This is a genomic window from Aeromonas sp. QDB34 (genome assembly GCF_027705405.1).
In the GTDB taxonomy this organism is placed as follows: domain Bacteria; phylum Pseudomonadota; class Gammaproteobacteria; order Enterobacterales; family Aeromonadaceae; genus Aeromonas; species Aeromonas hydrophila.
Map to the genome: position 1 here is coordinate 24,499 of NZ_JAPDBT010000009.1, position 21,912 is coordinate 46,410.

18 protein-coding genes are annotated in these 21,912 nt (G+C 62.5%); 7 read left to right on the plus strand and 11 right to left on the minus strand.

Annotated features, from left to right (window positions below; translation table 11 throughout):
- Positions 1-94: 94 nt before the first annotated feature.
- From rfbD to OKC29_RS13465, 5 genes are all read right to left on the minus strand, one after another.
- Entirely contained in the window at positions 95-982 is an 888-nt protein-coding gene (gene rfbD / locus OKC29_RS13445) for a dTDP-4-dehydrorhamnose reductase (RefSeq protein ID WP_270669297.1), read from the minus strand.
- Positions 982-2,067, minus strand: a complete 1,086-nt coding sequence (rfbB, locus tag OKC29_RS13450; RefSeq protein WP_043169758.1) for a dTDP-glucose 4,6-dehydratase — start codon at positions 2,065-2,067, stop codon at positions 982-984. The genes rfbD and rfbB overlap by 1 nt, the downstream gene beginning before the upstream one ends.
- A 760-nt stretch (positions 2,068-2,827) precedes the next feature.
- Positions 2,828-4,243 carry an efflux transporter outer membrane subunit gene (locus OKC29_RS13455; RefSeq protein ID WP_270669298.1) on the minus strand — a complete coding sequence of 472 codons (1,416 nt, stop codon included), beginning with the start codon at positions 4,241-4,243 and terminating at the stop codon, positions 2,828-2,830.
- Positions 4,236-7,385, minus strand: a complete 3,150-nt coding sequence (locus OKC29_RS13460) for an efflux RND transporter permease subunit (protein WP_029299709.1) — start codon at positions 7,383-7,385, stop codon at positions 4,236-4,238. The genes OKC29_RS13455 and OKC29_RS13460 overlap by 8 nt, the downstream gene beginning before the upstream one ends.
- 17 nt (positions 7,386-7,402) lie before the next feature.
- Positions 7,403-8,596, minus strand: coding sequence for an efflux RND transporter periplasmic adaptor subunit (locus OKC29_RS13465; protein WP_029299706.1), 1,194 nt, complete (start codon positions 8,594-8,596; stop codon positions 7,403-7,405).
- 143 nt (positions 8,597-8,739) lie between these two features.
- Here OKC29_RS13465 and OKC29_RS13470 point away from each other — a divergent pair, with 143 nt between their 5' ends.
- The 3 genes from OKC29_RS13470 to OKC29_RS13480 all read left to right on the plus strand — a co-directional run bounded on the left by OKC29_RS13470 (position 8,740) and on the right by OKC29_RS13480 (position 11,511).
- Positions 8,740-9,381 carry a TetR family transcriptional regulator gene (locus OKC29_RS13470; RefSeq protein ID WP_042066025.1) on the plus strand — a complete coding sequence of 214 codons (642 nt, stop codon included), beginning with the start codon at positions 8,740-8,742 and terminating at the stop codon, positions 9,379-9,381.
- 162 nt (positions 9,382-9,543) lie between these two features.
- Positions 9,544-10,137 (plus strand): class I SAM-dependent methyltransferase, encoded by a 594-nt coding sequence (locus OKC29_RS13475; protein ID WP_270669299.1) that lies wholly within the window; start codon positions 9,544-9,546, stop codon positions 10,135-10,137.
- 195 nt (positions 10,138-10,332) lie between these two features.
- Positions 10,333-11,511 carry a dicarboxylate/amino acid:cation symporter gene (locus tag OKC29_RS13480; protein ID WP_011706715.1) on the plus strand — a complete coding sequence of 393 codons (1,179 nt, stop codon included), beginning with the start codon at positions 10,333-10,335 and terminating at the stop codon, positions 11,509-11,511.
- A 64-nt stretch (positions 11,512-11,575) separates the two neighbouring features.
- Here the strand turns inward: OKC29_RS13480 and tesB are convergent, their stop codons facing one another.
- The 6 genes from tesB to rnm all read right to left on the minus strand — a co-directional run bounded on the left by tesB (position 11,576) and on the right by rnm (position 16,696).
- On the minus strand, positions 11,576-12,439 hold the full coding sequence (gene tesB, locus OKC29_RS13485) for an acyl-CoA thioesterase II (RefSeq protein ID WP_016351376.1): 864 nt from the start codon (positions 12,437-12,439) through the stop codon (positions 11,576-11,578).
- A 200-nt stretch (positions 12,440-12,639) separates the two neighbouring features.
- The gene (gene rluB / locus OKC29_RS13490; protein WP_011706718.1) at positions 12,640-13,563 is read right to left on the minus strand and encodes a 23S rRNA pseudouridine(2605) synthase RluB; all 924 of its coding nucleotides are present in this window, start codon (positions 13,561-13,563) and stop codon (positions 12,640-12,642) included.
- Positions 13,556-14,152: an SMC-Scp complex subunit ScpB gene (gene scpB / locus OKC29_RS13495; RefSeq protein WP_011706719.1), complete on the minus strand. Its 597-nt coding sequence runs from the start codon at positions 14,150-14,152 to the stop codon at positions 13,556-13,558. Before scpB ends, rluB begins: the two co-directional genes overlap by 8 nt.
- Positions 14,153-14,187: 35 nt before the next feature.
- On the minus strand, positions 14,188-15,099 hold the full coding sequence (locus OKC29_RS13500; protein WP_201355648.1) for a segregation and condensation protein A: 912 nt from the start codon (positions 15,097-15,099) through the stop codon (positions 14,188-14,190).
- Positions 15,092-15,712: an L-threonylcarbamoyladenylate synthase gene (locus OKC29_RS13505; protein ID WP_016351379.1), complete on the minus strand. Its 621-nt coding sequence runs from the start codon at positions 15,710-15,712 to the stop codon at positions 15,092-15,094. The genes OKC29_RS13500 and OKC29_RS13505 overlap by 8 nt, the downstream gene beginning before the upstream one ends.
- A 102-nt stretch (positions 15,713-15,814) precedes the next feature.
- Complete coding sequence (gene rnm, locus OKC29_RS13510; protein ID WP_168756044.1) at positions 15,815-16,696, minus strand: RNase RNM; 882 nt, start codon at positions 16,694-16,696, stop codon at positions 15,815-15,817.
- A 437-nt stretch (positions 16,697-17,133) separates the two neighbouring features.
- On the opposite strand from rnm, the gene OKC29_RS13515 reads away from it, so the two are divergent.
- The 4 genes from OKC29_RS13515 to trpCF are packed head-to-tail and all read left to right on the plus strand — an operon-like array spanning position 17,134 to position 21,909.
- Complete coding sequence (locus tag OKC29_RS13515; RefSeq protein ID WP_241417576.1) at positions 17,134-18,768, plus strand: anthranilate synthase component 1; 1,635 nt, start codon at positions 17,134-17,136, stop codon at positions 18,766-18,768.
- Positions 18,761-19,360, plus strand: a complete 600-nt coding sequence (locus tag OKC29_RS13520; RefSeq protein ID WP_005359135.1) for an aminodeoxychorismate/anthranilate synthase component II — start codon at positions 18,761-18,763, stop codon at positions 19,358-19,360. The genes OKC29_RS13515 and OKC29_RS13520 overlap by 8 nt, the downstream gene beginning before the upstream one ends.
- Before the next feature lie 15 nt (positions 19,361-19,375).
- The gene (gene trpD / locus OKC29_RS13525; protein WP_005302896.1) at positions 19,376-20,389 is read left to right on the plus strand and encodes an anthranilate phosphoribosyltransferase; all 1,014 of its coding nucleotides are present in this window, start codon (positions 19,376-19,378) and stop codon (positions 20,387-20,389) included.
- Positions 20,389-21,909: a bifunctional indole-3-glycerol-phosphate synthase TrpC/phosphoribosylanthranilate isomerase TrpF gene (gene trpCF / locus OKC29_RS13530; RefSeq protein ID WP_270669300.1), complete on the plus strand. Its 1,521-nt coding sequence runs from the start codon at positions 20,389-20,391 to the stop codon at positions 21,907-21,909. Before trpD ends, trpCF begins: the two co-directional genes overlap by 1 nt.
- Positions 21,910-21,912 lie beyond the last annotated feature (3 nt).

Consider the following 21,912-nt stretch of genomic DNA (forward strand, 5'->3'; position numbering starts at 1 on the left):
TTAAATTACAAACGAGAAGGGTGGCTTGATACAACACCTTTCTGTTTTATCCCTGCCAGCCAGAGAGGTGTTCAATACGTCCCAGGCCTGTGATTTACTTGCCCAGAGTTTCGGTCAACATCCGCTCTACACCGACGGACCAGTCCGGCAGTACCAGATCGAAGGTGCGCTGGAACTTGCTGGTATCCAAGCGGGAGTTATGAGGGCGTTTGGCCGGGGTCGGGAAGGCGCTGGTTGGCACCGCATTGAGCTGCGTGACCGCCAGTTTAACCCCGGCCTCTCTGGCTTTGGCAAACACCAGCTGGGCGTAGTCAAACCAAGTGGTGGTACCGGAGGCAATCAGATGGTACAGCCCGGCGACCTCGGGTCTGCTCTGCGCCACGCGGAGCGCATGGGCGGTGCAATCCGCCAGCAATTCAGCACCGGTCGGGGTGCCAAACTGGTCATTGATGACAGACAGTTCGCTACGCTCCTTGCCAAAACGCAGCATGGTCTTGGCAAAGTTGGCACCGCGGGCCGCGTAGACCCAGCTGGTGCGGAAGATCAGGTGACGCGAGCACAGGGCCGCAGCCTGCTCACCCGCCAGCTTGGTTTCGCCGTACGCATTCAGCGGTGCGGTCGCATCGGTTTCAAGCCAGGGGCGCTCACCACTACCATCGAACACATAGTCGGTGGAGTAGTGAACTAGCCAGGCTCCCAATGCCTCCGCTTCTCTGGCAATCGCCGCCACACTGGTCGCGTTGAGCAGTTCGGCAAACTCCCGCTCGCTCTCGGCTTTGTCTACCGCAGTGTGGGCCGCCGCGTTCGCGATGACATCCGGCTTCACCTGGCGCACAGTCTCCGCTACGCCGGCCGGCTTGCTGAAGTCACCGCAATAATCGGTGGAGTCAAAATCGACGGCTGTGATACGGCCCAGTGGTGCCAGTGCACGTTGCAGCTCCCAGCCAACCTGACCATTCTTGCCAAACAGCAGAATATGCATCAGGCACGCTTCCCGTAGTTTTGTTCAATCCAGGATTGGTAGGCGCCGCTCTTGACGTTGTTGACCCACTGCTGGTTATCCAGATACCACAGCACTGTCTTGCGAATGCCGGATTCAAAAGTTTCTTGCGGTTGCCAAGCGAGTTCAGCGCTCATCTTGCTGGCGTCAATGGCATAACGGCGGTCATGGCCAGGGCGGTCGGCCACGTAGGTGATTTGATCGCGGTAGGAGCCGGCTTTGGGCACCATTTCATCCAGCAGATCGCAGATGGTATGCACGACTTCCAGATTCTGTTTCTCGTTGTGGCCGCCGATGTTGTAGGTCTCGCCGATGACACCTGTGGTGACCACGGTATAAAGCGCGCGGGCGTGATCTTCCACATAGAGCCAGTCACGGATCTGGTCACCCTTGCCGTACACCGGCAGCGGTTTGCCATCCAGGGCGTTGAGGATCACCAGCGGGATCAGCTTCTCGGGGAAGTGGTACGGACCGTAGTTGTTGGAGCAGTTGGTGACGACGGTCGGCAGACCGTAAGTACGGCGCCAGGCGCGCACCAGATGGTCACTGGAAGCCTTGGAAGCAGAATAGGGGCTGCTGGGGGCATAGGGGGTGGTTTCGGTGAAGAGCGGCAGTGCCACACCGGGGACCACTTCATCCGGATGGGGCAGGTCGCCATACACCTCGTCGGTGGAGATATGGTGGAAACGGAAGGCCGCCTTGCGTACCTCATCCAGGCCGTTCCAGTAGGCGCGAGCCGCTTCCAACAGCATGTAGGTGCCGACGATATTGGTCTCGATGAAGTCGGCGGGGCCGGTGATGGAACGATCAACATGGCTCTCGGCAGCCAGGTGCATTACGGCATCCGGCTGATACTGAGCAAACACCCGATCCAGCTCGGCGCGGTTGCAGATATCCACCAGTTCAAAGGCATAACGTTCACTGCTGGCGACACAGGCCAAGGATTCCAGGTTGCCCGCATAGGTGAGTTTGTCGAGGTTGATAACTGAGTCATTGGTATCTCGGATGATATGACGAACAACCGCCGAACCGATAAAACCAGCACCACCAGTGACAAGAATTTTCATAGTTATGCTCTTGAAAATTAATAGAAAACTTAGTTTTTAGACGCACTGAATCGACGATTACCCTCGTCTTTGCAGAGAATGTCTGATGCTGTGCAAATCAAAAGCGATAGCTACCGCCCCTGAGTTACAGCCCCCAGTTTGCTGCTTTTAACCAGAATGTATGTGCTGTTGGTCATAATGCCCTCCAGCTTGGGATTGTTCTGCCATCGTCCCTGATGACAAGATTGCTGTCTGTTTGGCCTTCAGCCTGGCCGTTGCACAAGCTGAAGCCATATAAATTGCTATGCCCCAAGGACAAAGTCTGGATTCTAGCGCCTTTCCCTGCGCCTTGAATAGCCAAAACAACCTTGCTCAAAACAAGTCATCTACAACCCATTTTGCTGTTGCTCAACACTCTATTGGTGGCCGGAAATGTTCGGTCATCATTCAAAAAGCCCCTATCGACACCTCATCATCATTTTCCACTGCTAATATCCCAAGTAAAAATAGTGATAAATTGCGTATCGGAGTGGAGCTAGCTCACAAGAACACCATTTTGCTCCAATCCTTGAAGAAGATGAGTAACACTTTCTTACAATTGCCATTCACTGAATGCTCAGAATTCAGGTCTTTTCACCCATCTCTGCAGACTGCCGATAGACTGTCTGCACGACGTATTATGTCATTTGGGCTTCATATGTATATGTTTTTGCTCAAAAGAAACGGGGCGAACCCGATGGTTCGCCCCGTATTGGCCTGCTGATGGAAGGTATGAGTGTGCCTACTGCTGGCGCTCGCCCTTGTCACCCTCGGCATCGGCGGCTTGCCAACCGCCGCCGACGGCCTTGTAGAGCGCGACCTGGTTGCTGAGCTGCGCCAGACGGGTACTGATCAGCCCCTGCTTGGCACTGAACAGCGAGCGCTGGGCATCCAGTCGGGTGAGATAACTGTCCACCCCCTTCTCGTAGCGCACCTCCGCCAGCTTGAAGTAGGTCTGGTTCGCCTCCACCAGTGCCTGCTGCGCCTGCAGCTGCTGCTGATAATCAGCCTGGGCGCCGAGCGTATCCGCCACTTCCTTGAACGCGGTCTGGATGCTCTTCTCGTAGCTCGCCACCGCCTGCCTGGTGCTTACCTCGGCCACGTCCAGATCCGCGATGCGCTTGCCGCCATCAAAAATCGGCAGGTTGATCTGCGGCATGAAGGTCCAGGTGCCGGTGCCGCCGTCAAACAGTCCGCTCAACTGGTTGCTGGCGGTACCCGCCGTCGCGGTCAGCGAGATGGTCGGAAAGAAAGCCGCACGAGCGGCGCCGATATTGGCATTGGCCGCCTTCAGGCTGTGTTCGGCCGCCAGGATGTCCGGGCGCTGTTGCAGCAGGCTGGATGGGGCGCCCACCGGGATGGCAGCAAGCTGCACCTCGGCCAGGGTCGCCGGCTCGGTCATCAGCGCGGGGACGCCAGTCCCGAGCAGCAGCGCCAGGCCGTTGCGATCCTGCTTCACCTGTCGTTGATACTGGGCCAGGCTCACCTTGGCACTCTCCAGCGCGGTACGGCCCTGGGCCAGCTCCATTTCGGAGGCGGCCCCCAGCCGGTATTTGTGCTCGGTCAGGCCATAGCTCTCCTGCTCGGTGGCCAGGGTCGCCTCGCTCAGCGCGAGCAACTCCTGATCCGCCAGCAGGGTGAGATAGGCGTTGGCCACCGAGGCGATCAGCGCGATCTGGGTGCTGCGCTGAGTCTCCACCTGCGCTAGATAGTTTTCCAACGCCTGATCTTTGAGGCTCTGGATCCGGCCAAACAGGTCCAGCTCGTAGGAGGTGATGCCGATGTTGGCACCGTACTGGCTGCTGATGGTGCCCTGCCCCGTGCTGCTGAGATCGTCCGATCCCTGCTGGCGGGTACCCGAGCCATTGGCCGCCAGGGTCGGCAGCTGGGCCGCCCGCTGGATCCGGTATCTGGCCTCGTAGGCCTCCACATTGAGGGCCGCGATGCGCAGATCCCGGTTGTTCTCGAGGGCCGTGGCGATCAACTGCTGCAGGGCAGGATCGAGGAACTGCTGGCGCCAGGGGGAGACGGCCGCCTCCCCTGTCTGGTTGTTCTGCCAGGCGGCGCCTTGCGGCAGCTCCGGGCGCTGGTAATCGGGGGCCATGGAACAGCCCCCCAGCAGCAGCGTCACGCTCAGGGCGATCAGGGTCTTAGTCATGTTTGATCTCCTCGGCATGGGCCAGACGCGCCTGCTTGGTGCTGTGCTTGGTGAAATAGCGCATCACCAGCACGAAGAACAGCGGCACGAAGAAGATGGCCAGCACGGTGGCACTGATCATCCCCCCCATCACGCCGGTACCGATGGCGTTGCGGCTGCTGGCGCCGGCCCCGGTACTGATCACCAGCGGCAATACGCCGAGGATGAAGGCGAGCGAGGTCATCAGGATCGGGCGCAGACGCAGGCGCGCCGCCTCCACCACGGCTTCGCTCAGCCCCATGCCCCTGTCATAGAGCTCCTTGGCGAACTCGACGATGAGGATCGCGTTCTTGGCCGACAAACCGATGGTGGTGAGCAGGCCTACCTGGAAGTAGACGTCGTTCTCCAGCCCGCGCAGGGTGGCGGCCACAATGGCCCCCAGCACCCCGAGCGGCACCACCAGCATCACCGAGAACGGGATGCTCCAGCTCTCGTAGAGGGCGGCCAGACAGAGGAACACCACCAGCAGCGAGATGGCGTACAGGGCCGGTGCCTGAGAGCCCGCCTGCCGCTCCTGATAGGAGAGACCGGTCCACTCGATGCCGATGCCTTCCGGCAGCTGCTTCACCATCTGCTCGATGGCGGCCATGGCGTCACCGGTACTCTTGCCCGGAGCCGCTTCCCCGACGATCTCCATCGCCGGCACGCCGTTGTAACGCTCCAGTCGTGGCGAGCCGAAGCTCCAGTCGGTGCTGGCAAAGGCAGAGAAAGGCACCATCTGACCGGCGCTGTTGCGCACGTACCAGAGCTTGAGATCTTCCGGGTTCATCCGGAAGGGGGCATCCGCCTGCAAATAGACCTTCTTGACCCGGCCTCTGTCGACGAAGTCGTTCACATAGGCAGAGCCCCAGGCACTGGAGAGCGTGCTGTTGATGTCGCTGATCGAGAGCCCCTGCGCCAGCGCCTTCTCGTAGTCGATCTTGATGTCGAGCTGGGGGGTGTCTTCCATCCCGTTCGGGCGCACCCGCACCAGATTGGGATCCTGCGCCGCCATGCCGAGCAGCTGGTTACGCGCCGCCATCAGCTTGTCGTGACCCACGCCGGCCCGATCCTGCAAGAAGAAGTCAAAACCGGTCGCCGTCCCGAGCTCCGGGATCGGAGGCAGGTTGAAGGCAAACACCTGGGCTTCCTTGATGCTGAACAGGTAGCCCATGGCACGACCGATGATGGCATTGGCGCTGCGATCCGGCGTGTTGCGCTCCTTCCAGTCTTTCAGCTTGATGAACGCCATGCCGCTGTTCTGACCGCTACCGGCGAAGCTGAAGCCCGCCACCGTCAGCACGGAGTCGACGTTATCCTTCTCATTTTTCATGAAGTAGTCGCGCATGTCGGCCAGCACCACCTCGGTGCGCTGCTTGGTCGCACCGACCGGCAGCTGCACCATGGACATGATGACCCCCTGATCCTCTTCCGGCAGGAAGGAGGTGGGCATGCGCATGAACAGGATGGCCAGTACCGCCAGCATGGCGGCGTAGATGATGCCGTAGCGCACCCCTTGCTTGACCACCTTGCGCACCCCGCTCTGGTAGCGGTTGGCGCTGGCGTCGAAGGCCCGGTTGAACCAGCCGAAGAAGCCGCGCTTGGCACCGAACTCACCATGCTTGATGGGCTTGAGCAGGGTGGCACACAGGGCCGGAGTCAGGATCAGCGCCACCAGCACCGACAGCACCATGGCCGAGACGATGGTGAGGGAGAACTGGCGATAGATGGCACCGGTCGAGCCGCCGAAGAAGGCCATCGGCACGAACACCGCCGAGAGCACCAGGGCGATCCCCACCAGGGCGCCGGTGATCTGGGTCATGGACTTGCGGGTCGCTTCGAGTGGAGAGAGATCCTCCTCGCTCATCAGACGCTCCACGTTCTCCACCACCACGATGGCGTCATCCACCAAGAGGCCGATAGCCAGCACCAGACCGAACATGGTCAGGGTGTTGATGGAGAAGCCGAACGCCGACATGACGCCGAAGGTCCCCAGCAGCACCACGGGCACCGCAATGGTCGGGATTAGGGTGGCACGGAAGTTCTGCAGGAACAGATACATCACGCAGAACACCAGGAAGATCGCCTCCACCAGAGTCTGCACCACCTCCTCGATGGAGATCTTCACGAACGGCGTGGTGTCGTACGGGTAGACGATCTCCATGTTGGCCGGGAAGTAGGTGGAGAGCTCATTCAGCTTGCCACGCACCTTCTCGGCGGTATCCAGCGCATTGGCACCGGTTGCCAGCTTGATGGCCACCGCCGCGGTCGACTGACCGTTGTAGAGCGCCTCGGCATCGTAGCTTTCGCCGGCCAGCTCGACCCGGGCCACGTCTTTGAGCCGCACCTTGGAGCCGTCCTGGTTCACCCGCAGCAGGATGTCGTTGAACTCCTCCACAGTGGAGAGCCGGGTCTGCCCCATGATGGTGGCGGTGAACTGCTGATCGGTCACCGCCGGGGTGCCCCCCAGCTTGCCGAAGGCCACCTGAGTATTCTGCGCCTTGATGGCGGCCTGCACGTCACCCGGGGTCATCTGCACCCGGTTGAGTTTGTTGGGATCGAGCCAGACCCGCATGGAGTACTGGCTGCCGAACAGGGTGATGTCCCCTACCCCGTCCAGACGGCTGAGCGGCTCCTTGATGTTGGCCACCACATAGTCGGCCAGGTCATCGTTGGTCATGGCGCCATCTTTGGAGATGAAAGCGGCCACCATCAGGAAGCTGCTGGAGGTTTTCTGGACCCGGATCCCCTGCTGCTGCACCTCTTGCGGCAACAGCGACATGGCTTGCTGCAGCTTGTTCTGCACCTGCACCTGGGCGATGTCGGGGTCAGTCCCCGGCTGGAAGGTGAGGGTGACCGATACCCGGCCGGAGGAGTCCGACTGGGAGGACATGTAGAGCAGGTGATCCAGCCCGGTCATGTTCTGCTCGATGATCTGGGTCACCGAGTCTTCCACCGTCTTGGCGGAGGCCCCCGGGTAGCTGGCGGAAATGCCCACCGCCGGCGGCGCAATGCTCGGGTACTGGGCGACCGGCAGCTTGATGATGGCCAGGCTCCCCGCCAGCATGATCACCAGGGCGATCACCCAGGCGAAAATGGGTCTGTCTATGAAAAATCGTGCCATGAGGCGACTACTCCATCCTACTTGTTGGCCGGGGCATTGGCCGGCGCCTGGGCAGACTGCGCAGCGGCACTCTGTTCAGCAGGTGCCACGACGACCCCGGGTTTTACCTTTTGCAGGCCGGCGACGATCACCCGTTCGCCCGCCTTGAGACCGGATTCCACCACCCAGTCACTGCCGACGATGCGGCCCAGCTGCACTTCACGCAGCTCCACCTTGTTGTCCGCCGTCACCACCATCACGGTGGCGCCGCCTTTCGGGGTACGGGTCACCGCGGTCTGCGGCACCAACAGCCCTTCGGCGCGCTCGCCCTCCTGCAGGGTGGCACGCATGAACATGCCCGGCAGCAGCAGCTGATGAGGGTTGGGGACGATCACCCGCAGGGTCACCATGCCGGTGGTCTCATCCACGGTCACGTCGGAGAACTGCAGCGAGCCCTCTTCGCCGTAGGTGGAGCCATCTTCCAGCTGGAAGCTCACCCGGGCGCCTTTCTGCTCGTCCTGGGTCAGCTTGCCGGCCGCCACCTGGCGCTTGAGACGCAGCAGATCGGCGGTGGACTGGCGCACGTCCACATACATGGGATCGAGCTGCTGAATGGAGGTGAGGCTGTCGGCCTGCTGGGCCGTCACCAGGGCACCCTCGGTCACCGCGGACTTGCCGATGCGGCCGCTGATGGGCGCCGTTATGCGGGTGTAGGCCAGGTTGATGTTGGCGGTCTGCAGCGCCGCCTTGGCGGCACCGATTTCGGCCAGCTGCTGCTTCCAGGCCGCGTCGGCGTCGTCATACTCCTGGCTGCTGATGGCCTTCACCTTCACCAGCTCGGCATAGCGCTTGGCCTTGAGGCGGGCGCTCTGCTCGTTGGCCTGCGCCTTGGCCAGGTTGGCCTTGGCACTGGCCACCGCAGCCTGATAGACGGCGGGGTCGATCTGGTACAGCAGCTGGCCGGCCTTGACGTCACTGCCCTCGGTAAAGAGACGCTTGAGAATGATGCCGCTCACCTGGGGGCGCACCTCGGCGACCCGCAGCGGGGCGCTGCGGCCGGTCAGCTCGGTGGTGAGCTGTAGCGGCGCCGTGTGCAGGGTGACGACATCCACCGCGGCCGGCGGCATCGCACCGGGCCCCTGCTGGGCACTGCCCTGTTCGCCGCAAGCGGTCAGCAGACCGCTCGCCAGCAGCGCAAGGCCGACTGAACGTGCGAGAATATGTTTATGCATGGAGAACCTGAGCCTCTGTCTATCAATGAATAACCACAGGGTTTATAGGACCCGGTTGGTAAAATCGGAAAGATGAGGCAATATACATACATTCATAAATGTATGTAAGTGACTTTTTTTACTTTTACAAGGTGCGCGCAGAGATGGCCAGAAGAACCAAAGAAGAGGCGCAGCAGACCCGCTGCCACATCATGAGTACGGCCCTGGATCTGTTCTGCTCACACGGCCTGGCCAAGACCAGCCTGACCGACATCGCCAGGGCAGCCGAGCTGACCCGGGGCGCCATTTACTGGCATTTCAAGAACAAGGAAGAGCTGTTCGTCTCCCTCTGGGAAGAGCTGTGCCAACCCCTCTCCCATCAGCTCGATGCCTGTGTCTCCGAGCTGGAGCCCGACCCCCTCGGCAAGCTGCGCACCTTCCTCAAGGAGGTGCTGGTCAAAATCTGCACCAACCCGGCCCATCAGCAGATGTTCACCATCATGTTCAACCTAGAGTCGCTGGAGGGAGAGGCCATCTCCTTGCGCGAACACATGCGCAGCCAGTCCAGCAACTTCTTCCGGGATCTGGAAACCACCCTGGGCAATGCAGTGCGCCTCGGCCAGCTGCCGCAGGGGCTGGATCTGCAGCGGGCCGCCACCCTGCTGCACTGCACCCTGGATGGCTACATCATCAACTGGCTGCATTTTCCGGAGCGCATCGATCTGCGCCAGGAGGCCGACTTCCTGCTGGACAGCCTGTTCGCCCTGATCGCCCTGCCAACCGGCCCGGCCGCCCGTCGCTCCTGAGCCAGCAAGGCCGAACACTGGCGGCCCTGGCCAGGCGCAGACACCCCCTCACTTCCTTCCATCTCCTGCCATCACTTTGGCGCCCCGGCGCCAAATTGGCTCAAGTTTGCTATAGTCACGCCCCCGAAATTGAGTTGCGCCCCCCGAACCAAGGTGCCCGCCATGTCCCGTTCATCCTCCTCTTGCCCTCCGGTCTCCATTGCCACGTCCTCAGCCGACCCATGGTCAGCGGCGCGCCAAGCGTTTCTGGCGCTGCTGCCACCGGGCGCCCACCTGCTGGAGGCGGGCTGCGGCGAAGGCGACGATCTCTGCTTCTTTCGCCAGCAGGGGCTGGTGGTGACTGCCTTCGATGCCCGCCTGGCACAGGCCAGGGTAGCCTCTCGGCGCAGCGGCCAGCCGGTGCGGGTCTGCCGCATCGAGCAGTTGCATAGCGTGGTGCCCTATGACGGTATCTGGGCGCGCGGGGCCTTGCCGGCGATCGCGCTAGACGAGCTCAGCGACGCGCTGACCCATCTGGCCGGCCTGCTCAAGCCCGCCGGGCCGCTCTACTGCGCCTTTCCCCACCCCAGTGGCCAGATCGTTGCCACCGGCAGCACTCTTGGTGATCCCTCAGCCCAAGCGCACCTATCCCTGACCCCGCTCGATGAGGACGGCCTGCGCCAGCTCATCGCCCCGCTGCCGCTGCAACTGCAGCGGTGCTGGGAGTGTGAGCAGGCGGATGGCCGCTGGCTGCACGCTTTGCTTATCCGCGCCTGAAAGGGCGCGTCAAATTAATCACCAACCTTTCTTCGCGCTCACCTCGTCAGTGGCTATCACCACCATTATCACATTTAACAATATTTAACTCGACATTAACGCACACACGACAGACATGATGCGGATTTTGTGTTAAAAAGCGGCATTAAAATCAAAATTAAATAACAAATCAGACACTAACACCTGGATTTACTTATGAAACTTGTCCTCAAACTGGTTGCCGGCATCCTCGCCGGTCTCTTGCTCGGTCTCTACGCCCCGGAATGGGTCGCACGCGTGCTGTTTACGGCCAAGACAGTCATAGGTCAGCTGATCACCTTCACTATTCCGCTCATCATCCTGTTCTTCATCATGAGCGGCATCGCCAGCCTGCCGAAGAACTCCGGCAAACTGCTGGGCAAGACGGTCGCCCTCTCTTACTGCTCCACCATACTGGCGGGTCTGTTCGCCTTTACCGTGGCCAGCAACCTGATCCCGCGCCTGACCACCGCCGCCGAGCCCACCGCCGAGAGCGCCATCAAGCTCGCCTCCTACATCAACCTGGAGATCCCGCCGCTGTTCGGGGTGATGTCGGCGCTGGCCGCCGCCTTCGTGTTCGGCATCGGCATCAGCGCCACCCAGGCCACCGATCTGCGCCGGGTCGCCGATCAGGGCCGTGACATCATCGACCGCCTGCTGGCCAAGGTGATCATCCCGCTGTTGCCGTTCTACATCGCCGGCGTCTTCGTCGAGATGACGGTGGAAGGCACTGTATTCGCCACCCTGAAGACCTTCGGCGTGGTGCTGGTGATGGCCATCGTCATGCACTGGCTCTGGCTCTCCGTGCTGTTCGTCGGCACCGGTCTGGCCCTGGGCCGCTCCCCGGCCCAGCTCATCAAGAACATGCTGCCAGCCTACTTCACCGCCCTCGGCACCATGTCCAGCGCCGCCACCATCCCGGTCGCCCTGCAGGCCAGCAAGAACAACGGCGTGAGCGACGGCATCGCCAACTTCACCGTGCCGCTGTGCGCCACCATTCACCTGTGTGGCTCCACCATCACGCTAGTGACCTGCGCCACCGCCGTGATGTTCCTCTCCGAGCATCTGGCCATTCCGGGCATAGACACCATGCTGCCCTTCATCATGATGCTGGGCGTCATCATGATCGCCGCGCCGGGTGCCCCGGGTGGCGGCGTCATGTCCGCGCTGGGTCTGCTCACCTCCATGCTGGGGTTCGGTGAGGCCTCCATCGCCCTGATGATCGCCCTCTACCTGGCCCAGGACAGCTTCGGCACCGCCTGTAACGTCACCGGCGACGGCGTCATCGCCCTGTGGGCCGACCGTTTCGCCCAAAGCGGCGAGCCAGCGCTCAGCGCCGAGCAAGATGCGGCCTGATAGAGCAAGCGCATAAAAAAACGGGAGCCATTGGCTCCCGTTTTTTGTTGGCGGTCAGCGCTCATCAACCACGGCGGCGGATCACCCCTTCCTGCGCCGTGCTCGCCACCAGCACGCCATCGCGAGTGAAGAACTGGCCGCGCACCAGGCCGCGACCGGCGCTGGCGCTCGGGCTGTCCACCACGTAGAGCAGCCAGTCGTCCAGCCGGAAGTCCCGGTGGAACCACATGGAGTGATCGATGGTGGCCACCTGCATGTCCGGCTCCCAGTACGACACGCCGTGGGGCTGCAGGGCGGTGAACAGGAAGTGAAAGTCGGAGGCATAGGCCAGCAGGTACTTGTGCACCCGCTGATCGTCCGGCATCTGGCCATTGGCCTTGAACCAGACGTGGCGCAGCGGCTCGTGCACATCGGGGCGGATCGGGTCAACCAGGGTCACCGGGCGAATTTCGATGGGCTTCTCGCACATGATCTTGTCGCGCAGGGCGGGCGGGATCTGCTGCTCGTAGGGGCGCACCAGCTCCAGCTCGCTCTTGAGCTGCTCGGGCGGCGTGATCCCCGCCGGCATGGCGATCTGGTGTTCAAAGCCGTCCGCCTCGACCTGGAAGGAGGCATTGAGATAGAAGATGGGCTTGCCGCCCTGAATGGCCTTGACCCGACGGGTGGAGACGGTCTGACCGTCGCGGATGTTCTCCACGTCGTAGACGATGGGACGGTTGGCATCGCCGGGGCGCAGGAAGTAGGAGTGGAAGCTGTGCACCTGGCGATCGCTTGCCACCGTCTGTTTGGCGGCTGACAAGGCCTGTCCCATTACCTGTCCACCAAACACGGCCCGCAGACCGAGATCCTGGCTCTGGCCCCGAAACAGGCCCTCCTCGATTTTTTCGAGCGCCAGCAACGCCAGCAGCTCATCAAGTACCTTGCTCATTATTATCTCCTGTGTCAGTGCGGGAAGGCTAACAAGCCCGCCCGTGCCGAGCAACCACCCCCGCCCCTGGCAGTCGCCTGCCCGGCCCCATTAATTCAGCTTTACGTGAATTTGAACAATAACGAACTCAAAAGGTGCCAACGAAAAGGCCCGCCGAAGAGGCGGGCCTTTTGCAGTGCGGCCTTGCGGCCACGCAGCGCTTACTTGCTGCCGGTACCCGAGTTGCGGGTGGAGGAGGTCGGCTTGCGACGGGCCGTGGTGGCACGGGCACGCGGCTCCTTGCCCTGCATCTCCTTGTGGCGCTTGACGGCGCGACGGATCTGGGCGGCCTGCTTGTGACGACTGGTTTTGCCGTCCTGCTGCAGATCAACCTTGGACTCGGTCTCGTTGGGCAAGTTGACCAGGCCACGCAGATAGTTCACCTCGGGCAGTTTCAGCTCCTGCCAGCCACCGCGCGGGATGCCGCGATCCAGCTGCACGTCGCCGTAGCGAATGCGCATCAGGCGGCTCACCTGCACTTCCTGGGATTCCCACAGGCGGCGCACTTCACGGTTGCGACCTTCGGTCAGGGTGACGTTGAACCACTGGTTCAGACCCTCGCCGCCGGCCGGCTTGATCTTGTTGAACTTGGCCATGCCGTCTTCCAGCTGCACACCCTTGCGCAGGCGCTGCAGCATGGCTTCGGTGATCTCGCCAAAGACCCGCACCGCGTATTCCCTCTCCACTTCGTGGCTCGGGTGCATCAGCCGGTTGGCCAGCTCACCGTCGGTGGTGAACAGCAACAGACCTGAGGTGTTGACGTCAAGGCGGCCGACCGCGATCCAGCGGGCCCCTTCCATCTTGGGCAGACGATCAAACACGGTGGGACGACCTTCCGGATCGTGACGGGTACACATCTCCCCTTCCGGCTTATGGTAAGCCAGCACGCGGCAGATCACTTCCTCTGCGGCACGGGTCTTGATCTGGTGACCATCCACCCGGATCACGGCGTTCACTTCGACGCGATCCCCCAGTGTGGCAACCTTGCCATCCACACTGACCCGACCTGCGGTGATCAGGGCCTCCATCTCACGACGGGAGCCGTGACCCGCGCGGGCCAACACTTTTTGCAGTTTTTCACTCATCGGGGTTACCTGATTGTTGATCGCTGCCCGCAGCTGCCAGTGTCAGCGTGGACAACGAGGGTTGCAGTTCCGGATCCAGCTCGGGGAGCTGCTCCAGACTCTGCAGATTAAAATAATCCAGAAATTCTCGGGTGGTGGCGAGCAGCTCCGGGCGGCCCACTACCTCCTTGTGGCCGATGCTACGCACCCAGCCACGTTCTTTCAGGGTATTCACTATCTGACTCGAGACCGCCACCCCGCGGATGGCTTCGATCTCGGCCCGGGTGATGGGCTGACGATAGGCGATCAACGTCAGCGTCTCCATCACGGCGCGCGAATAACGGGGCGCCCGCTCGCTCCAGAGCCTGGAGAGCTCCTCGGCGTACTCCTGGCGGGCCTGAAAGCGCCAGCCGGAGGCGACCTCCTTGAGCTCCACCCCCCGTTCGCTGTAATCCTGTCTGAGCTCCGCCAGCAACAGCTGGACGTAGCGGCTGGTGACCGGGTAGTCCGCCAGTACGCTGCTCTTGAGCTCGCTGACGTTGAGCGGGCGTCCGGCGACGAACAGTGCCGCCTCGATCAGCGTCTTGAGTCGTTCAGCCGGCAGCGCCATGGTCCGCTCCTCGCAACATCGGCCTCTTCAACCGTTCAGTGGGCAGCGCCACGCTCGCTCTCCTCATGCTGGCCGGCCAGGGCAAAGTGGATCGGCCCCAGCGGTTCCGCCTGCAGGATCCAGATCAACTGCTCCTTGCACAGCTCCAGCAGTGCCAGAAACGTCACCAACACCCCCATGCGCCCCTCTTCGGCGCGCAGCACCCGATCCAGGCGCAGGGTCTGGCCCAGCGAGAGCATGGCAAGGATCTCAGCCATGCGCACCCGGGTCGGGATCTGCTCACGGCGGATCTGGTGATGTTCAAAATGAGTCGCGCGTTTTACCACACTTTGCATGTAAAGGGCGAGCTCAACCAGCGAAACATCGGGCGTCAATGGTTTGAGATCGCCAAAATCCGGCGGCAGGGCGGTGGCGATGAAGATCTCCCGCTCCAGCCGCGGCAACTCGTTGACCCGCTCCGCCCCTACCTTGTAGCGCTCGTACTCCTGCAGCCGGCGAATGAGGGTAACGCGGGGATCCTCCCCCTCCTCCTCATCTTCCAGCTCCGGCGCCTTGGGCAGCAGCAGACGGGATTTTATCTCCGCCAGCCAGGCCGCCATCAGCAGGTATTCGGCCGCCAGCTCCAGATTGAGGCCCTGCATCAGCTCCACGTACTCCATGTACTGGGCGGTGATCTGCAGGATCGGCAGGTTGAGGATGTCGAGCTGCTGGCGCCGGATGAGGTAGAGCAACAGATCGAGCGGCCCCTCGAAGGTATCGAGAAACACCTCTAGCGCATCGGGCGGGATGAACAAATCCTGGGGCAGCTCGTGATAGGGCTGCCCCAGCACCCGGGCGATGGGAGACGGGACGGCCTGGGGGGGAATGGCTTCCCCCGCCGGGTTCGTCCCCCTCTCGCCCGCCATGGGCGTGGTCGTCACCGGCACAGGATCGGCAGTATCACTCAAACGGAGTCGGGTCCCCGGCACCACGCCGGCGCAGCACAGGCTCGTCGTCGGAGAAGTCCACCACGGTAGTGGGCTGCTCGCCCAGATAACCGCCGTTGACCACCAGATCCAGCTGTTTGCCCAGCTTGTCGAAGATCTCCTCCGGGTCGAACTCCGCCATGTCAGATTCCGGCAGGATCAGGGTGGTGGAGAGCAGCGGCTCGCCGAGCGCTTCCAGCAGCGCCTGGGCAATCTTGTTGTCCGGCACCCGGATGCCGATGGTCTTCTTCTTCTCGTTCATCAGGCGGCGCGGCACCTCCTTGGTGGCCTTGAAGATGAAGGTGTAGGGGCCGGGTGTGTTGTTCTTGATCAGGCGAAACGCCGTGTTGTCCACCTTGGCATAGGTGGAGATCTCGGAGAGATCGCGGCACACCAGGGTGAAGTCGTGGTTGGGATCGATGCGGCGGATGCGGCAGATGCGCTCCAGCGCGCCCTTGTCGCCCATCTGGCAACCCAGCGCATAGCCCGAGTCGGTGGGATAGACGATGACGCCGCCGTTCTGAATGATCTGTACCGCCTGGCTGATCAGACGGGCCTGGGGGTTTTCCGGATGTACGTAAAAGTGCTGACTCATGACTCGTTCTCGCAATGGGGGCGGCAATGCCTGCCCGCTTGATGGTCGTGGAGCCAGGCTCCACGACACTACCTTAATCTGTTTGACGCCCGCCGGCGCCTATCAACGGCTGGCCAGCAGGGCGGCGTGCTGCTCGGCGCTCAGGCCGAAGTGGCCGGGATGGGCCAGCCAGAGCGGCGTGCCCTCCTTGGGCAACCAGAGGTGGCGCCCCAGCTCGGTCCAGTTGGAGGGGAAGTGAAAATCCGATCCCACCGAGATGTAGAGGTCGTGCTCCTTGGCCCACTGGCCGAGATTCGCCCGCTCCTGCGGGCTCTGCTGGGGCAGCGAAACCTCCATGGCATCACCACCGGCCGCCTTGAAGGCCACCAGCAGCCGCTTGATCCACTTGGCGGTGAGATCATAACGGCTCGGGTGGGCCAGCACCGCCAGACCGCCAGCGGTGTGAATGGCGCTGATCGCTTCGCCCATTTCGGGCCACTCGGCCGGAGCATAGCCCTTGTTGCCCCGGCTCAGGTACTTTTTGAAGACCTTCTGCATGGTATCGGCTACCCCGCGCGCCATCAGCACCCGGGCAAAGTGGGCCCGAGTGACGGCGGCGTCGCCGGCCAGCTGCTTGGCCTCTTCATAGGTGCCGGAGAGCTGGCACTTCTCCAGACGACGCCCTATTTCCTGGGCGCGCGCCTCCCGACGGGCCAGCTGGCCGGCCAGAAACGCCACCAGCTGCGGATTTTTTTCATCCACCCCCAGCGCCACGATATGAATTTCGTGATGCTCCCAGCCGGTGGAGATCTCGACCCCGCTCACCAGCCGCAGCGGCAGTTGCTCGGCGTCGATGGTGCGGCGCACCTCATCAAGCCCGGCAAGGGTATCGTGGTCAGTGACTGCTAACACTTCGACCCCTTGTGCGGCGGCGCGGCGCACCAGTTCGGCTGGGCTCAGCACGCCATCCGAGGCCGTGGTATGGCAGTGTAGATCGAATCTCATCAGATTATTCCGCTCTCGTGGTCAGGTCACCATGGGTACACATTCGGTGAAAGAAGGCTAAAAAGCGACTTGACTTGGCCGCGGCTTTATCGTTTTCTGTAGGCACTTCATTGCAAACATCTTTTTACAGGACTTTATCATGCAAACGACTTCCATCCTGACCATCTGGTGGTGGCACACTCCCTGACATGCGGGCGTGTGGTCGTTGCTGTACCTGTAAATCTGACAGCAAATAAAGAACCCAAAGAAAAAGCCCGCTGACCCCAGCGGGCTTTTTTATTATCCGGCAAATGGACCTGTGATGAAACCGAGAATTCAGACAAGCAACCTGACCTGGCGATGGCGCCCCTGAACCAGCCACCCCAGACCCATTAAATTTTCAAGGAATTCAACGTCATGAACATCGGTAAACAGCATCACACGCAAGGGAACGCACTATGACAGCCAGCCATCGCCTTCCTCTGGGTGAATTCGATACCCTCACCCTCAACGCCCCCTACGTGGCCGATCCGCTGGCACTCTACAGCGAGCTTTGCCAGGGTCGCCCCAACAACCTGCTGCTCGAATCGGTCGAGATCGACTCCAAGGCCGGCAAACAGAGCCTGCTGCTGGTGGACGCCTGCCTGCGCATCGAGTGCCGTGGCCGCACCGTGCGGGTGCGCAGCCTGAACGACAACGGCGCCCAGCTGCAGAGCCTGCTGGCCGAGCGTCTGCCCGCCGCCGTTGCCCAGAGCATGGTGGCCGGAGAGTTGCAGCTCGACTTCCCGGCATCCGATCGGGAGCAGGATGAAGACAGCCGTCTCAAGGGGATCAGCGTGCTGGACGTGCTGCGCACCCTGCAGCGGGAGCTCGATTGCCAACTCGGTAAAGAAGCCCTGTTTATGGCCGGCAGCTTCGCCTACGACCTCATCGCCTCCTTCGAGGATCTGCCAGAGGTACCGGAGGGGAGCAACGACTGCCCCGACTACTGCTTCTACGTGGCCGAGACCCTGATCACCATCGACCACATCGCACGTTCCACTGCGCTGCTTGCCTGCATCTTTGGCGGCGACAGCGACGAGAGCCGGGTGGAAGACAGATACCACCGCCTGAGCGAGCGCCTCGCCCAGTTCAAGCACGCCTGCCAGCAAGCCCCCGCGCAGGCCCCGGCCACCCCGGCCCTCGCCGGCGGCATGAGCGTGGACAAGAGCGACAAGCAGTTCTGCGCCGAGGTGGAGAAGCTCAAGGGCTTCATTCGCCGCGGTGACATCTTCCAGGTGGTGCCGTCCCGCTGCTTCTCCCTGCTCTGCCCCAGCCCCGTCGCCGCCTATCGCCGCCTCAAACAGACCAACCCCAGCCCCTACATGTTCTACGTGCAGGATGAGGGCTTCACCCTGTTTGGCGCCTCGCCGGAGAGCGCGGTGAAATTCTGCGCCACCAGCCGCGACGTGGAGATGTACCCCATTGCCGGTACCCGCCGCCGCGGCTTCAACCCCGATGGCAGCATCAACCGGGATCTCGACGGCCGCATCGAGCTGGAACTGCGTCAGGACGAGAAAGAGGTGGCCGAGCACCTGATGCTGGTGGATCTGGGCCGCAACGACATCGCCCGCATCTCCGAGCCCGGCACCCGCTACGTCAAGGAGCTGCTGAAAGTGGATCGCTACAGCCACGTGATGCATCTGGTCTCCAAGGTGGTCGGCACTCTTCGCTCGGATCTCGATGCCCTGCACGCCTATCAGGCCTGCATGAACATGGGCACCCTCACCGGCGCCCCCAAGATCCGCGCCAGCGAGCTCATTCGCATGGTGGAAGGCAAGCGCCGCGGCAGCTACGGCGGCGCGGTCGGCTACATCAACGGCGCCGGCGAGATGGATACCTGCATCGTGATCCGCTCCGCCTTTGTCAAAGAGGGCGTGGCCCATGTGCAGGCCGGTGCCGGCGTGGTCTATGACTCCAAGCCCCAGGCCGAGGCGGACGAGACCCGCGCCAAGGCGGCGGCCGTGCTGGCCGCCATCGCAGCCAGCCATGGCACCTCCCTGCAAGCCCTGAGCGCCCAGCAGGAGCAACATAAGGACGTGAGCCATGACTAACATCTTCCTGCTCGATAACTTCGACTCTTTCACGTACAACCTCGTCGACCAGTTCCGCTCCCTCGGTTATCCGGTGCGGATCTACCGCAACAGCCTGCCGGCCAGCCGCATCATGAGCGAGATCGCCGCCTGCGAAGGGGACGCCGTGCTGGTGCTCTCGCCGGGGCCGGGCGCCCCCCATGAAGCGGGTTGCCTCATCGACCTCATCAAGCTGGCCCGCGGTCAAGTACCCATCCTCGGCATTTGTCTCGGCCATCAGGCCCTGTGCGAAGCCTACGGCGGCACCGTCGGCGCGGCAGGCGAGATCGTCCACGGCAAGCGTTCGCTGATTGAGCACAACGGCCACGGCGCCTTCGCCGGTCTACCAAGCCCGCTGCCGGTGGCCCGCTACCACTCGCTAGTCGCCACCTATGTGCCGGAAGAGCTGACGGTGATTGCCCACTATCAAGGCATGCCCATGGCCATCGAGCAGCAGGATGAACGGGTGCTGGGTTTCCAGTTCCACCCGGAATCCATCATGACCTCGGAAGGGGCCCGTCTGCTGACCCAGGCGCTCGCCCATATCACCCGTCCAGAAAGCAGCGTGCGGTAAGGTAAGGAGACCAACATGCATCATCATCTCAACACCCTCTATCAGGGTCAGTCTCTGAGCCGTGAAAGTACCCGCGACGCCTTCGGCCAGGTGGTACGTGGCGAAGTGGATCCCATCGTGCTCGCCAGTCTCTTGACCGCCCTCAAGATCAAGGGGGAGACCCCGGAGGAGATCGCCGGCGCCGCCGAGGCCCTCTTGGCAGAAGCGCGTGACTTCCCGCGTCCGGACTATGAGTTCTGCGACATCGTCGGCACCGGTGGCGATGGCCTCAACACCATCAACGTCTCCACCACCTCGGCGCTGGTCGCCGCCGCCTGCGGCCTGAAAGTGGCCAAGCACGGCAACCGCTCGGTCTCGAGCAAGTCGGGTTCGAGCGATCTGCTGGACAAGATGGGCATCAAGCTCGACATGAGCCCGGCGCAGGCGCGCCGCTGCCTGGACGAGCTCGGCATCTGCTTTTTGTTCGCCCCCCAGTATCACGCCGGGGTGCGCCACGCCATGCCGGTGCGTCAGGCCCTCAAGACCCGCACCCTGTTCAACGTGCTGGGGCCGCTTATCAACCCCGCTCGCCCCACCTATCAGCTGATGGGAGTCTATGCCCCCGAGCTGGTGCGCCCCATCGCCGAAACCCTGCTGGCTCTGGGGCTGAAAACCGGTATGGTGGTGCACGGCGCCGGGCTGGATGAGATTGCCATCCACGGCCCGACCCAGGTGGCCCAGATCCGTGACGGAGAGATCCGCGAGTTTCTGTTAACCCCAGCTGACTTTGGCCTGGAGACCTACCCGGTCAGCGCCATTCAGGGCGGTGAGCCTGAAGAGAACCGCGCCATCACCGCCGCCATTCTGGAAGGGCGTGGCACCCCGGCCCACAACGCCGCCATTGCCGCTAACGTGGCACCGCTGCTGCTGATGGCAGGCAAGGCGAAAGATCTCAAGAGCGCGGCGGCCGAGGTGCTGGCGGTGCTGGCAAGCGGCAAGACGGCGGAGCTCGCCGCTCGGCTGGCCACCTTGAGTCATCAGGAGGCATGATGTCAGCCACGACTCTGCACAGCAGTCATTCAGTACGCCCGCAGGGCAATAGCCAGCTTCGCAAGGATAACGAGATGTCAGACCTTATTGCCCCCCATGCTTTTCTGAACATGGCCTCCATCAGCCAGACCATCCTCGGCAAGATCGTGGCGGCCAAGCAGGAGTGGGTTGCCGCCCGCAAGCTGGCCCAGCCGCTGGAGAGCTTCCAGAGCACGCTCACCCCCAGCGATCGGGATTTCGTCGGGGCGCTCAAGGCGGGCTCCACCCGCTTCATTCTGGAGTGCAAGAAGGCCTCCCCCTCCAAGGGCTTGATCCGCGACGACTTCAGCCCGGAGGCCATCGCCGACATCTATGGCAAATACGCCACCGCCATCTCGGTGCTGACCGACGAGAAGTTCTTTCAGGGGGATTTCGCCTTCCTGCCGCGGGTTCGCAGCCGTGTTCAGCAGCCGGTGCTCTGCAAGGATTTCATGATTGACCCCTATCAGGTCTATCTGGCCCGCCACTATCAGGCGGACGCCATCCTGCTGATGCTCTCGGTGCTCACCGACGAGGGCTATCGCGCCCTGTTCGCGGTCGCCAAGGAGCTGGGCCTTGGCGTGCTCACCGAGGTGAGCAACGAGGAGGAGCTGACCCGCGCCATCGCGCTGGGGGCGCCGGTGATTGGCATCAACAACCGGGATCTGCGCGACTTGAGCGTCGACCTCGCCCGCACCAAGCAGCTGGCCAAAGACATTCCAAGCGATCGGGTAGTGATCAGCGAGTCCGGCATCAACCACCGCGCCCAGGTGGCGGATCTGCGCCACCATGCCAAGGGCTTTCTGGTGGGCTCGTCCCTGATGGCCGAGCCGGATCTGGAGGCTGCGGTGCGCAAGTTCACTCTGGGCCAGAACAAGGTGTGCGGCCTCACCCGCGCCGAGGATGCCGCCGCTGCCCATCAGGCGGGCGCGGTATTCGGGGGTCTTATCTTTGTAGCCAAAAGCCCGCGTTATGTGGACATCCCTGCCGCCCGCGCCGTGATGGCGGGCGCGCCGCTCGCCTATGTCGGGGTATTTCGCAATGCCCAGCCCGCCACCATCGCCAAGACGGTGGAAGCGCTTGGCCTCGCCGCGGTGCAACTGCACGGGGATGAAGATGCCGCCTATATCGAGGGCCTGCGAGTACTGCTGCCGGCTGGCTGCCAGATCTGGAAGGCCGTCGGCGTCTCTCTTGGCAAGGAAAGTGGCGAGCCGCTGCCCGCCCTCGACTACCCGGCCGATCGCCTGCTGCTGGATACTGTCGTGAAAACTGCGGTCGGCAGCCAGAGCGGCGGCACCGGTCAGGCGTTCGACTGGGCCCTGCTGGCCCATCTCGATAAAGCCAAGCTGATGCTGGCGGGCGGCCTTAACCCCGACAACGCCCTGCAAGCCGCGCAAGTGGGCTGCCTCGGCCTTGATTTCAACTCCGGGGTGGAGAGTGCCCCGGGCCAGAAGGATGCGCACAAGCTGGCGGCCGCGTTTGCCGCCCTGCGCCAACTGTAAGCG

What these genes read in the sequence shown, in the direction of transcription:
- rluB (WP_011706718.1), bottom strand. Translation starts at nt 13,563, where the DNA reads ATGAGTGAAAAACTGCAAAAAGTGTTGGCCCGCGCGGGTCACGGCTCC.
- OKC29_RS13475 (WP_270669299.1), top strand. Translation starts at nt 9,544, where the DNA reads ATGTCCCGTTCATCCTCCTCTTGCCCTCCGGTCTCCATTGCCACGTCC.
- trpD (WP_005302896.1), top strand. Translation starts at nt 19,376, where the DNA reads ATGCATCATCATCTCAACACCCTCTATCAGGGTCAGTCTCTGAGCCGT.
- OKC29_RS13455 (WP_270669298.1), bottom strand. Translation starts at nt 4,243, where the DNA reads ATGACTAAGACCCTGATCGCCCTGAGCGTGACGCTGCTGCTGGGGGGC.
- OKC29_RS13465 (WP_029299706.1), bottom strand. Translation starts at nt 8,596, where the DNA reads ATGCATAAACATATTCTCGCACGTTCAGTCGGCCTTGCGCTGCTGGCG.
- OKC29_RS13520 (WP_005359135.1), top strand. Translation starts at nt 18,761, where the DNA reads ATGACTAACATCTTCCTGCTCGATAACTTCGACTCTTTCACGTACAAC.
- OKC29_RS13460 (WP_029299709.1), bottom strand. Translation starts at nt 7,385, where the DNA reads ATGGCACGATTTTTCATAGACAGACCCATTTTCGCCTGGGTGATCGCC.
- OKC29_RS13505 (WP_016351379.1), bottom strand. Translation starts at nt 15,712, where the DNA reads ATGAGTCAGCACTTTTACGTACATCCGGAAAACCCCCAGGCCCGTCTG.
- OKC29_RS13480 (WP_011706715.1), top strand. Translation starts at nt 10,333, where the DNA reads ATGAAACTTGTCCTCAAACTGGTTGCCGGCATCCTCGCCGGTCTCTTG.
- tesB (WP_016351376.1), bottom strand. Translation starts at nt 12,439, where the DNA reads ATGAGCAAGGTACTTGATGAGCTGCTGGCGTTGCTGGCGCTCGAAAAA.
- scpB (WP_011706719.1), bottom strand. Translation starts at nt 14,152, where the DNA reads ATGGCGCTGCCGGCTGAACGACTCAAGACGCTGATCGAGGCGGCACTG.
- rfbD (WP_270669297.1), bottom strand. Translation starts at nt 982, where the DNA reads ATGCATATTCTGCTGTTTGGCAAGAATGGTCAGGTTGGCTGGGAGCTG.
- trpCF (WP_270669300.1), top strand. Translation starts at nt 20,389, where the DNA reads ATGTCAGCCACGACTCTGCACAGCAGTCATTCAGTACGCCCGCAGGGC.
- rnm (WP_168756044.1), bottom strand. Translation starts at nt 16,696, where the DNA reads ATGAGATTCGATCTACACTGCCATACCACGGCCTCGGATGGCGTGCTG.
- OKC29_RS13470 (WP_042066025.1), top strand. Translation starts at nt 8,740, where the DNA reads ATGGCCAGAAGAACCAAAGAAGAGGCGCAGCAGACCCGCTGCCACATC.
- rfbB (WP_043169758.1), bottom strand. Translation starts at nt 2,067, where the DNA reads ATGAAAATTCTTGTCACTGGTGGTGCTGGTTTTATCGGTTCGGCGGTT.
- OKC29_RS13515 (WP_241417576.1), top strand. Translation starts at nt 17,134, where the DNA reads ATGACAGCCAGCCATCGCCTTCCTCTGGGTGAATTCGATACCCTCACC.